General features: G+C 66.4%; 10 protein-coding genes. 7 read left to right on the forward strand and 3 right to left on the reverse strand.

The features are described 5' to 3' along the window. Position 1 precedes the first annotated feature (1 nt). Positions 2-1147, reverse strand: coding sequence for a LysM domain-containing protein (locus IT472_RS07415; protein ID WP_297180461.1), 1146 nt, complete (start codon positions 1145-1147; stop codon positions 2-4). A 207-nt stretch (positions 1148-1354) separates the two neighbouring features. Here IT472_RS07415 and def point away from each other — a divergent pair, with 207 nt between their 5' ends. From def to IT472_RS07440, 5 genes are all read left to right on the forward strand, one after another. Then, entirely contained in the window at positions 1355-1867 is a 513-nt protein-coding gene (def, locus tag IT472_RS07420; protein WP_297180449.1) for a peptide deformylase, read from the forward strand. Between the two features lie 82 nt (positions 1868-1949). Then, complete coding sequence (gene fmt / locus IT472_RS07425; RefSeq protein WP_297180450.1) at positions 1950-2867, forward strand: methionyl-tRNA formyltransferase; 918 nt, start codon at positions 1950-1952, stop codon at positions 2865-2867. Then, positions 2864-4147: a 16S rRNA (cytosine(967)-C(5))-methyltransferase RsmB gene (rsmB, locus tag IT472_RS07430; protein ID WP_297180451.1), complete on the forward strand. Its 1284-nt coding sequence runs from the start codon at positions 2864-2866 to the stop codon at positions 4145-4147. The genes fmt and rsmB overlap by 4 nt, the downstream gene beginning before the upstream one ends. Before the next feature lie 24 nt (positions 4148-4171). After that, a complete protein-coding gene (locus IT472_RS07435; RefSeq protein WP_343231819.1) occupies positions 4172-5836 on the forward strand; it encodes a glycosyltransferase family 39 protein in 1665 nt (554 codons plus the stop codon). After that, positions 5833-6939: a glycosyltransferase gene (locus IT472_RS07440; RefSeq protein ID WP_297180452.1), complete on the forward strand. Its 1107-nt coding sequence runs from the start codon at positions 5833-5835 to the stop codon at positions 6937-6939. Before IT472_RS07435 ends, IT472_RS07440 begins: the two co-directional genes overlap by 4 nt. A gap of 32 nt (positions 6940-6971) precedes the next feature. On the opposite strand, the gene IT472_RS07445 is transcribed toward IT472_RS07440, so the two are convergent. Further along, entirely contained in the window at positions 6972-7904 is a 933-nt protein-coding gene (locus IT472_RS07445; RefSeq protein ID WP_297180453.1) for a lauroyl acyltransferase, read from the reverse strand. 223 nt (positions 7905-8127) lie between these two features. On the opposite strand from IT472_RS07445, the gene dtd reads away from it, so the two are divergent. Both dtd and rpoD read left to right on the forward strand, forming a co-directional pair. Beyond that, entirely contained in the window at positions 8128-8568 is a 441-nt protein-coding gene (gene dtd / locus IT472_RS07450; RefSeq protein ID WP_297180454.1) for a D-aminoacyl-tRNA deacylase, read from the forward strand. A 90-nt stretch (positions 8569-8658) separates the two neighbouring features. Continuing rightward, complete coding sequence (gene rpoD / locus IT472_RS07455) at positions 8659-10530, forward strand: RNA polymerase sigma factor RpoD (protein WP_297180455.1); 1872 nt, start codon at positions 8659-8661, stop codon at positions 10528-10530. Between the two features lie 58 nt (positions 10531-10588). Here the strand turns inward: rpoD and IT472_RS07460 are convergent, their stop codons facing one another. Next, entirely contained in the window at positions 10589-10984 is a 396-nt protein-coding gene (locus IT472_RS07460; RefSeq protein ID WP_297180456.1) for a hypothetical protein, read from the reverse strand. Positions 10985-11363 lie beyond the last annotated feature (379 nt).

Here is an 11363-nt window from a genome sequence, read left to right on the forward strand (position 1 = left end):
CTTATTCGGTCGCGTCCGGATGCTTCAGCTCGTAGCCCACCCGCGCCGGCTTCACGCTGCTCATCACCAGCGCATAGCTGACGTTGTCGAAGGTGCGGAAGACCATGGCATGTCCAGCGAACTCGTCCGGCAATCGCACGTGCCCGTCGGTTGGGGTCATGGCAGGATCACGGTCCAGGTCGTAGCGCACCCGATCGACAGTGCGGTCGCCATGACGCCAGATCGAGAACACGGTGCCGTTGTCGATCCCTTCGCGCGCGCCGCCGGAGATCGCGATCACGTCATGGGTGCCGCCGGTCCGGTAGCCGTCGGCCACGGACATCACGCTCAGGCGTCCGTAGGCGGCCTGCTGCTTCGGCGGATGCGGGAAGAACTGCAAGTCGTAGGTCTGGGCTTCGACCGGGATGATCCGATCGCCGACCCGCACGTCACGCCCTTCCGCATCCATCATCAAGGTCACCAACTGGTCCGGGCCGGACGCTCCGCGGGTCACCGTGGCCGTGGTCTGGGTCATCAACTCGTAGCCGAGCAACTCGGTGCCGTGGTTGACGTAGATCGGCGTGTCCCACAGCGAACCATCGCTCAGGCCGAACGCGATCTGGCCGCGCGAATCGAGATCGCGGGCATCGAACTGATCGCAGCAACCGCCGTTGTTGTTGATCATCCGGTAGCGCTTCTGCGCACGCACCACCAGGTAACGCTGCCCCGGCTGGGCACCTTCCATGCCGCGGATGTAGGCGACATGGCCTTCGATGCCGCGCATCCGGTTGTCTTCCAGGCCAACCACATAGGGCAGGTTGTCGATGGTCGGGACAATCTTCAGGTCCTTGAGGAACGGCTCGACCTCGGACAGGGGCACCGCGTTCACCGGCGCTTCCGTCCGCGGCCCCTGCTGGACGGCAACCCGGTCCAGGTAGGCCAGACTGATCACGTCACCCGGATAGATCAGGTGCGGATTGCGGATCTGTGGATTGGCCTGCCAGATCTCCGGCCACAGCCAAGGCTTCCTCAGGAAGCGTCCGGCGATGTCCCAGAGCGTATCGCCGCGTTTGACGACGTAATGGTCTGGATGGTCGCCGCGCATTTCAACCGCCGTGGCCAGCGTGGCCACAGTCAGCATCGCCGCCACCATCACCGTGCGCAGCATGCGCAGGCGTGAAGCATTGGCGCGCGCCAAGTTGGAAACCCGTTCAAGCATGGTCGCTATCTCCCCGCTGTGTTTCGCAAAAGCCCCCCAAGCTGCGTCAATATAGCTCACAATTCGGCAGGTCTGGCAAGCACCCATGCAGGTTGACCCCATTACACTTGCCGACAAACGGCCCAAATCGGTCCGAATCCTGCGGATTTTCCCCTCATGGCACTGCTTCCGATCCTCGAGTTTCCCGACCCCCGACTGCGCACCCGCGCGGCCCGGGTCGACCCCGTCGAACTGGCCACCCCGGCCTTCCAGACCCTGTTCGACGACATGTTCGAAACCATGTACCAGGCCCCGGGGATTGGCTTGGCCGCCAGTCAGGTGGACGTCCACAAGCGCTTCATGGTGATCGACGTGAGCGAGGAGCACGATGCGCCGCGCGTGTTCGTGAACCCGACCATCACCGCCCGCAGCGGCGAACAGGTCTATCAGGAAGGCTGCCTGTCGGTTCCGAACATCTTTGCCGACGTCACCCGCGCAGCCACCATCACGGTGGAGGCGCTGGACCGCCACGGCCAGGCCTTCACGCTGGAGGCCGACGGCCTGCTGGCAGTGTGCATCCAGCACGAGATGGACCACCTGGAAGGCAAGCTGTTCGTCGACTACCTGTCGCCGCTCAAGCGCGAAATGGTGCGCAAGAAGCTGCTCAAGGCCAAGCGCAGCGCGGCCTGACGCCCGGACGGGCGCCGGCGCCCGCCCCCGCGGTCGGAATTGAAGAACCCGAACCCTCGACCCAGAGCCCCGGAGTCGCCGGATGCGCATCGTCTTTGCCGGAACCCCCGAATTCGCCGTGCCCTGCCTGCGTGCCGCCTGCGGCAAGGCCGAGGTGGTTGCCGTCTACACCCAGCCGGACCGGCCCGCCGGGCGCGGCCGCGCGCTGACGCCATCGCCGGTGAAACTGGAAGCCGTGCAGCGCGGCATCCCGGTGCACCAACCGGGAAACTTCCGCTCGGCAGAATCGAAGGCCACGCTGCGCGCGCTGAAGCCCGACGTGATGGTGGTGGTCGCCTACGGCCTGATCCTGCCGCAATCGGTGCTGGACATCCCCGAGCACGGCTGCTGGAACGTGCACGCATCGCTGCTGCCGCGTTGGCGCGGCGCGGCACCGATCCAGCGCGCGATCGAGGCCGGCGACGCTCGCACCGGGGTCTGCCTGATGCAGATGGAGAAGGGCCTGGACACCGGCCCGGTGCTGCTGTCGCAAGCCATCGACATCGGCCCGGAGGAAACCGGTGGCCAGCTGCATGACCGCCTGTCCGCGCTCGGCGCGCAGGTCCTCGGCGATGCCCTGGGCCTGCTGCGCGCCACGATCCGGCTGCCACCGCAACCGCAGCCAGTCGCAGGCGTGAGCTACGCGCACAAGCTCGACAAGGCCGACGCCAGGCTGGACTGGTCGCAGCCGGCCGCCCTGCTGGCCAACAAGGTGCGCGCGTTCAATCCCTGGCCGATGGCGGAAGCCGTCGTCGCCGGCGAGCGCCTGCGCATCCACGAGGCGGTGGCGTCGAGCCTCGCTTGGGCTGCGGAAGCCGGCACCGTGGTCGCAGCAAGCAAGTCCGGCATCGACATCGCCTGCGGCGAAGGTGGCTTGCGCCTGCTGCGGGTGCAGCGCGAAGGCGGCAAGGTCATCTCCGCCGCCGACTACCTGAACGCCCGGCGCGATTTGCGCGCATGAGCGACGGCATCGCCGCCCGCGTTGCCGCCGCCCGCGTCCTCGATGACGTCCTGCACCGCGGCCGTTCGCTGAAGGCGGCGCTGGGCACGATGCTGCCGCAACTCGGCGACAGCCGCGACCGCGCACTGGTGGAAGCCATCGTGATGACCGCGCTGCGCCAGCGCACACGCTTCGATGCGGCCCTGACTGCGTGGTTGGCAAAGCCGCTCGGGCAGCGCGATGGCGACCTGCGCGCCTTGCTGCAGGTCGGATTCGCGCAACTGGAGCTGGGCCTGCCCGCGCATGCCGCCCTCGCCGCAACCGTGGATGCCGCACGCGCGATGAAACGCACGCATCAAGCAGGCATGGTCAATGCGTTGCTGCGCCGTGCGCAACGCGAAGGCCTGCCGCAGGCCGACCCGCGTTCGGAATGGCCGCCGTGGTTGGTCAAACGCGTGGCAAGCGACTGGCCACAACAGGCCGAGGCGATCTTCATGGCCAGTGCGCAAGCGGCACCGATGTGGCTGCGGGTGAACCGGCGCTGGATCCAGCGCCATGCCTACGTGCAGTTGCTCCACGACGCCGGCATCGCAAGCACACCGGATCGCACCGCGCCGGATGCGTTGCGGCTGGACGCGCCGTTGCCGGTGCATCAGTTGCCCGGCTTCGAGGCCGGTCTGGTCTCGGTGCAGGACGCCGCCGCGCAAGCCGTGGCCGATGCGTTCGCGCTGGCGTCAGGCACACGGGTGCTGGACGCCTGCGCTGCCCCCGGCGGCAAGGCCGCGCACCTGGCCGAACGCGATGCCACGCTGCGGATCACCGCGCTGGACGTGGACGGGCGCCGCGTGCGCCGCATGCAGGACGCCTTTCAACGCCTGAGGCTGGAACTCGACGTCCGCACCGGCGACGCCACGGAGCCCGCCACATGGTGGGACGGCACGCCGTTCGATGCCGTCCTGATCGACGCTCCGTGCAGCGCCAGCGGGATCGTGCGCCGCCAACCCGATGTCTTGCTGCATCGGCGCGAATACGACCTCGCCGCCCTCTGCGCGATCCAGTCATCCCTGCTGGACACGCTGTGGCCGCTGCTCGCGCATGGAGGAACCTTGGTCTACGCCACCTGCTCGATCCTTGGCGCGGAAAACGCGGCACAGGTCGATGCCTTCCTCACCCGCACGCCCGACGCGGCGCTGGAGCCACTGGACGCCCGCTACGGCCATGACACCGGCTTCGGCCACCAACGCCTGCCGGGCGAAGACGGTCGGGACGGTTTTTTTGTCGCTCGCCTGACAAGGCGCTGAACCACTGTGCCTATGATGGGTCCGATGACGACGTCTGCCCCATGCCATGCCCGCCGCGACCTCGTGCTGTTCTGGCTGTTCGCGCTGCTGATCCTCGGCGCCGGGCTGGGCCTGCGTGACCCGTGGCCGGCCGACGAACCGCGCTTCGCGCTGGTCGCACGGCACATGGTGGAAAGCGGCAACTGGTTGTTCCCGCACCGCGGGATCGAACTGTATTCGGACAAGCCACCGCTGTTCATGTGGATGCAGGCCAGCCTGCTTTGGCTGACCGGCAACCTGCGCATCGCCTTCCTGCTGCCCTCGCTGCTGGCGGCGCTGGGCACGTTGTGGTGCGTGGTCGACCTCGGCAAGCGGCTGTGGACGCCGCGCGTCGGCGTGCTGGCCGGCCTCTCCACCTTGCTGACCATCCAGTTCACCTGGCAGGCCAAGAAAGCGCAGATCGACCCGGTGGTGGTGTTCTGGATCACCCTGTCTTGCTACGCCCTGCTGCGGCACGTCCTGCATGGCCCGAACTGGCGCATGTGGGCGCTGGGCTGGGCCGCCGCCGGCCTCGGCACGATCACCAAGGGCGTGGGCGTGATCGCGCTCCTCATGCTGATCCCGGCCGGCATCGCCGCGCTGCGCGGCTGGCCCGGCGTGCGCGTGCATGCGCGCGATCCCAAATTCTGGCTCGGCCCCTTGGCCTTCCTCACCGCCTGCGGGGTGTGGCTGCTCCCAATGCTGGTGGCCGCGCTCGGCAACGGCGGCGAGGCGTACCGCGCCTACATCGACGACATCCTGCTCCGGCAGACGGTGACCCGCTACGCCAATTCCTGGCACCACGAGCACCCGTGGTGGTACTTCATCGAAATCGCGCTCACCAACTGGTTGCCCACCGTGCTGGCACTGCCATGGGCCATTCCTGCGTGGAGGCGCCGCCTGCAACGGCGCGATCCGCGTTACGTGCTTCTGCTTGGCTGGGTGCTGCTGGTGTTCGTGTTCTTCAGCATTCCCTCCGGCAAGCGGGATATGTACATCCTGCCGGCGCTGCCGATGCTGTGCCTGGCACTGGCGCCGCTGTTGCCGGGGCTGTTGCGCAAGGCCAATCCGCAGCGCCTGCTGCTGGCTTTCGTGGTGGTGTTCTCGCTGGTGGCGCTGGCCACGGGTATCGCCATGCTTACCGGCGATCCCGCCTTCGAACGCAAGTTCATGGACGGTCGCGATGCCCACGTCGCCACGGGACTGGCGTGGATGTTCGCTGCCTGCGGCGGCTCCGGCCTCGGCGCCGCCCTGTGGTTCGGCCGCCGTCGCGCCCAGCTCGCGCTGGTCGCCCAGCTGACGGTCCTGTGGGTGCTGTATTCGCTGGTCGGCGCACCCTTGCTCAATGACGGCTCGTCCTCGCGCGGGTTGATGCGCACTGTCGGCATGGCCATCGGGCCGACGGCAGAGTTGGGCCTGGTCGGCTGGCGCGAACAACAATTGCTGATGGCTGATCGCCCCGCCACCGATTTCGGCTTCAAGCGCAGCCCACAGGCACAGTTCAACGATGGCCTGCGCTGGCAACGTGCGCAACCGGCGCGGCGCTGGTTGCTGGTGGAGGGCAGCGCCCTGCAGGATTGCGTGGACAAACCCAGCGCCCGTGACATGGGCGTGGCCAACGGGCGCCGCTGGTGGCTGCTCGATGCTCGCAGCGCCGGCGGCTGCCCATGAAGCGCGTGCGCGTCCTGCACTTCGTCACCGGTGGCTTTTCCGGTGGCGCCACCCAGGTCGCACTGCAACTGGTCAACGCCGCACGTGCCAGCGACAGGATCGAACCGCTGTTGGTCCTCCGCCGCAAGCGGCACACGCCTTCGGCGCGGCTGGACGCGCTGCGGCATGACGGCGTGCCGTTGCGATTGGTGCCGGGCTGGTCGCATCTGGCCACGATCCCGGCCTTGGTGCGGGTGTGCCGCGAGTTCAAGCCGGACGTGCTGGTCGCGCACGGCTATTCCGAGCACCTGTGGGGCCGCTACGCCGGCCTGATTGCAAAGGTGCCGCACCTGATCCACGTCGAACACAACACCCGCGAGCGCTACACGCGTTGGCGGATCGCGCAGACGCGCTGGCTGGCGCGTCGCACCGACCGCATCGTGGGTTGCTCCGAGGGTGTGCGCCAGGTACTGCTCGCGATGGGCATGCCCCCCGAACGCACGCTGGCCATTTCCAACGGGATCAACCTGGCACCGTTCACCGCCGCCGACGCACAGCCGTTTGCGCGGCGCATCCCCGGCGTCGTGATGGTGGCGCGGTTCTCGAAGCAGAAGGACCATGCCACCTTGCTGCGCGCCATCGCCTTGCTGAAGCAACGCGGGCTGCACGTCCCACTGCAGCTGCCGGGCGGCGGCAAGGCCCTGCACCGCGCGCCGCTGGAAACGCTGGCGGCGCAACTTGGGATCGCCGAACAGGTGAAATTTCCCGGCGTGGTAGGCGACGTGCCGCAACGGTTGATGTCGCATCAGGTTTGCGTGCTGAGCACCCACTACGAAGGCATGCCGCTGGCGCTGCTGGAGGGCATGGCGGCGGGTTGCGCGGTCATCGGCAGCGCGGTGCCGGGCGTGCGCGAGGTCTTGCACGACGGCGACGATGGCCTGCTGGTGGCCGAAGGCGATCCGCAGGCATTGGCGAGCGCGCTGGAGCGCCTGCTGCGCAACCCCGACGCCGCCGCGCGCATGGCGGCCAATGCACGCCAAGCCGCACTGACGAAGCACAGCCGTGAATTGATGAACCAAGGCTACGAGGCGCTGTTCCTCGCCCTGGCAGGGCAGGAACGCTGAACACAGCGTGCCCGGTTGCAGCTGCAATCGCCTCAGCTTTTCCGACGATACAGGTCGATGTACGGATTGACCGAATCGCTGCAATCCGGCGGTTGCATCGAATAGCGCTTGTAGGTCCATTGGTATTGGACGAAATCCGCACGCGCCACCGCTTCCACGCCTGCGTTGAGCGCCGCCACCGCCGCCTGCGGGTCGGCAGCGGCCACGGCCTCCGGCGCGGCTTCGACATGCAGGGCGAATGTCGGTGCGCCGGTCCCGGGCAGGCGCTGGCACCAACACAGCAAGACTCGTGCGCGGCTTCGATTGGCCAGCCGTCCCAGCAGAGTCATGGTCAAGGCCGGCCGGCCGAAGAACGACGCGAACTCGCCTTCGCCCGCCTTGGGCTGCTGGTCCGGCAGGATGCCGACCACGCCACCCTTTTGCAGGCGCTTGAGCAGGATGCGCACCCCTGCCGCCTCGGCGCGCACCTGCTCGACCTGACCGCCCGCATTGGCACGCACCCGGCGCAGGAAGGCCTCGCCGACGGCAGATTCGGGCGGCCGATACAGGATCGCCAGCGGCGTCTTGCTGGCCAGCCACTGGTTCAGCAATTCCCAATTGCCCATGTGCGGCGCAGCAACGATCAGGCCCTCGCCACTGCGGAGTGCGGCATCGAACAAGGCCTCGCCGTGGACCTCGACGATATCCCCGAGGTTGCGCGAGGCCGGCCGCGTCCACAGCCGCACGGTCTCGAAGGTCTGCCGCAGGGTGGTGCGCAGGATCTCCGCCATCAACACTTCACGCCCGGCGGCATCCAGGTCAGACCGGATCAATTCCAGATTGCGCCGGGTCACCCGCGCTTCGCGGGCATCCAAAGCGATCCAAAGTCGTGCGATCCCGTCGGCCATCATGCGCAGCAGTGGCCATGGCAAGCGGGCCACGGCCCAGGCCAGGGCACGCAACAGCGCGGCGGTGAATTCCGTCATCGGCGCATTGTATGTAGCACCGGCAGCGGGACGCGACGGTGCTGCGAACCAGCGTCGCTCGATGGCCCGATCCATGACCCGGACCAGCCCACCGCGCCCGACGCGTCCGGACTGGCGCAGGATTTGCGTTGACCTGTTGGCAGCGCTCGGCAACGGCTGCCCAAGCCACGGACCGGAACACCCACGTGCCGGCCCATCGAAATGGAGTGCCCGGAATGGATCCATGCTCGCCCTGATCCAACGCGTCAATCACGCCTGCGTTCTCGTCGATGGCGAGACCGTCGGTGCCATCGGAGCCGGTCTGTTGGCATTGGTGGCGGTGCAGCCCGGCGACGCCGAGCCGCACTTCCAGCGGATCGCCCAGCGCCTGCTTGGATATCGCATTTTCGACGACGATGCCGGCAAGATGAACCGCTCTTTGGCGGATATCGACGGAAAGCTGTTGTTGGTCAGCCAATTCACCCTAGCCGCTGACACCCGCTCTGGCATGCGTCCGGGCTTCAGCACCGCGGCCGCACCGGCCGACGCAGAACGTGGCTTCAACCGCTTGGTCGCCATTTGTCGGGAATTGCACCCGGCAGGGGTGGAAATCGGGCGCTTCGGTGCCCATATGGTGGTCAGTCTGGAAAACGACGGGCCGGCGACATTCCTGCTGCAGTCGTGACCGGAGGCGAGGGCGGGATTCCCGCCTGTGTTACGATTAGCGGTTCCCTGCCGTGCTTGACGCGGCCCAACCGAAACGGTGGCAAGACCCATGGCCAATGAGCGGCAGACGGCTCCCCAGTCCGACATCAAGCTCCTGATCAGCAAAGGCTTGGAACAGGGCTACCTGACCTACGCCGAGGTCAACGATCACCTGACCGATGACATGGTCGATCCGGAGCAGATCGAAGACATCATCGGCATGATCAACGGCATGGGCATCGAGGTGCACGAGGTCGCGCCCGATGTTGAAACCCTGCTGCTGGCCGGCCAGCAAGCCGGGGGCCGCGACGTCGATGAAACCGCCGCCGAGGAAGCCGCGGCCGCGCTGACGTCGCTGGACACCGAAGGCGGCCGCACCACCGATCCGGTGCGCATGTACATGCGCGAAATGGGCACGGTGAACCTGCTGACCCGCGAAGGCGAGATCGCGATTGCAAAACGCATCGAGGAAGGCCTGGCGCAGATGAACGCCGCGCTGGCCACCTTCCCGCCCACCATCGAGGCAATCCTCGCCGACTGGGAACAGCACAAGGCCGGCAAGAAGCGCCTCGCCGACATCGTGGTTGGCTTCAACGACGAGCTGCTGGGTGACGCGGACGAGATCGCGGCAGCTGAGCTCGAGGGCAGCGCCGACGCCGATGCCGACGACGACGCCGACGACGACGAAGCCGAGGATGACGGCGGCGCCGACGAACCGGGTCCAACCGGTCCCGACCCGGCGGAAGTCGCCGCCCGCATGGAACTGATCGAGAACGCCCATGCGCGCTTCGTGAAGGCCTGGGCCAAGGGTGGGTCGAACGCCAAGCCCACCCAGAAGGCGCGTGCCGAAATGGCGGAAACCTTCGTCACCCTGAAGCTTCCGCTGCCGCTGACCGACGCGCTGGTGAAGAACCTGCGCGACGCCGTGGGCACGGTGAAGGAGCACGAGCGTCGCGTCCTCGACTTCGCCACCCGCATCGCCAAGATGCCGCGCAAGGATTTCCTCAAGGCATGGGACGGCAACCAGACCAACCTTGGCTGGGTCGACGAGCTGCTCAAGCGCAAGCAGAAGTGGGGCAGCGCACTGCGCGACGTCAGGGAACGGATCATCGCCGAGCAGGATTCGATGATCGCGCTGGAAAAGACCATGCGGGTGTCGCTGGCCGAGCTCAAGGAAATCAACCGCGCGATGGCCTATGGCGAAGCCAAGGCACGCAAGGCCAAGAAGGAAATGGTCGAGGCCAACCTGCGCCTGGTCATCTCGATCGCCAAGAAATACACCAACCGCGGCCTGCAATTCCTCGACCTGATCCAGGAAGGCAACATCGGCCTGATGAAGGCGGTGGACAAGTTCGAGCACCGCCGCGGCTTCAAGTTCTCGACCTATGCCACGTGGTGGATACGCCAGGCCATCACCCGCTCGATCGCCGACCAGGCGCGCACCATCCGCATCCCGGTGCACATGATCGAAACGATCAACAAGCTCAACCGCATTTCCCGCCAGATGCTCCAGCAGTACGGCCGCGAGGCCACGCCGGAGGAGCTGGCCAAGGAAATGGAGATGCCCGAGGACAAGATCCGTAAGGTCATGAAGATCGCCAAGGAGCCCATCTCGATGGAAACTCCCATCGGCGACGATGAAGACTCGCACCTCGGCGACTTCATCGAGGACACCAATGTGATGTCGCCGATCGATGCCACCACCGACATCAACCTGATCGAAACCGTGCGCAGCGTGCTCGCCGGCCTGACCCCGCGCGAGGCCAAGGTGCTGCGCATGCGCTTCGGCATCGACATGAACACCGACCACACCCTGGAAGAGGTCGGCAAGCAGTTCGACGTCACCCGCGAGCGCATCCGCCAGATCGAAGCCAAGGCCCTGCGCAAGCTGCGCCACCCGTCGCGCTCGGAGACCCTGCGCAGCTTCCTTGATATCGATTGACGCCGCACCCAAGCTTGCGGGTGCAATGGACGACGGCCGCTCTGCGGCCGTTTGTTTTTCAGCGGTTCGCGAGCAACTTGCCCATGTCCATTGCGGGTGCGTGGGTTTCTGCGTGGCAGTTCGCGCAGAGCAAGATGCATTTGGCGAGTTCGCGCAGGACGTCTTGTTCGCTGCGGTTCGAAAGCGAACGCAGGTCGAGATGGAATGATTTCCTGCCGGCATCCAGATGATGCCAGGTCAAAGCCGCGAGGTTGCGATCATATCCACAATTTGAACAACGCCCACCCGCGGCGGACACCAACTCAAGCTTCCGCTTCAGGCCGCGGGCCTGCTGGCTTGCGTAGTTCTGATGCCGATGATTGGTGTCAGCGTTCTTGCAACCTCGTGAACAGAACCGGCGTTGCCTCCCAATCAACACATGCTTGCAGATCACGCAGCGGAGCTTGGATTTCATCGCCAGATCATAATCCTCAAATTGAGTGAATCGACACAGGCATGGCCACGGATTGCTACCATGGCCGGAACGGGCCTATAGCTCAATGGTCAGAGCAGGGGACTCATCGAAAGGTGCCGCCATGCAGGAATGCGTGGACGGGAACGGGATGAATTCAGGGAAACCTTTGCGGCACGGCCGATGGCAACCCTGAGCCAAGCCGGCGGTACACCGCCGGAAGGTGCAGAGACTACCTGAGGGCTGCAGTGCCCTTGATTACAGGCTCGAGCGTCCCGCACCCCAACGACGCAAGTCGCGGGTGAAGAGATAGTCCGCTCCGGAGGGAAACCTTCGGCAATAGCGAATCCCTTGGTTCCAGGTTCGAGTCCTGGTGGGCCCA

This window comes from Thermomonas sp., from assembly GCF_020850895.1.
Lineage (GTDB): Bacteria > Pseudomonadota > Gammaproteobacteria > Xanthomonadales > Xanthomonadaceae > Thermomonas.

What these genes read in the sequence shown, in the direction of transcription:
- dtd (WP_297180454.1), top strand. Translation starts at nt 8,128, where the DNA reads ATGCTCGCCCTGATCCAACGCGTCAATCACGCCTGCGTTCTCGTCGAT.
- rpoD (WP_297180455.1), top strand. Translation starts at nt 8,659, where the DNA reads ATGGCCAATGAGCGGCAGACGGCTCCCCAGTCCGACATCAAGCTCCTG.
- rsmB (WP_297180451.1), top strand. Translation starts at nt 2,864, where the DNA reads ATGAGCGACGGCATCGCCGCCCGCGTTGCCGCCGCCCGCGTCCTCGAT.
- def (WP_297180449.1), top strand. Translation starts at nt 1,355, where the DNA reads ATGGCACTGCTTCCGATCCTCGAGTTTCCCGACCCCCGACTGCGCACC.
- IT472_RS07445 (WP_297180453.1), bottom strand. Translation starts at nt 7,904, where the DNA reads ATGACGGAATTCACCGCCGCGCTGTTGCGTGCCCTGGCCTGGGCCGTG.
- IT472_RS07440 (WP_297180452.1), top strand. Translation starts at nt 5,833, where the DNA reads ATGAAGCGCGTGCGCGTCCTGCACTTCGTCACCGGTGGCTTTTCCGGT.
- IT472_RS07415 (WP_297180461.1), bottom strand. Translation starts at nt 1,147, where the DNA reads ATGCTGCGCACGGTGATGGTGGCGGCGATGCTGACTGTGGCCACGCTG.
- IT472_RS07435 (WP_343231819.1), top strand. Translation starts at nt 4,172, where the DNA reads ATGACGACGTCTGCCCCATGCCATGCCCGCCGCGACCTCGTGCTGTTC.
- fmt (WP_297180450.1), top strand. Translation starts at nt 1,950, where the DNA reads ATGCGCATCGTCTTTGCCGGAACCCCCGAATTCGCCGTGCCCTGCCTG.
- IT472_RS07460 (WP_297180456.1), bottom strand. Translation starts at nt 10,984, where the DNA reads ATGAAATCCAAGCTCCGCTGCGTGATCTGCAAGCATGTGTTGATTGGG.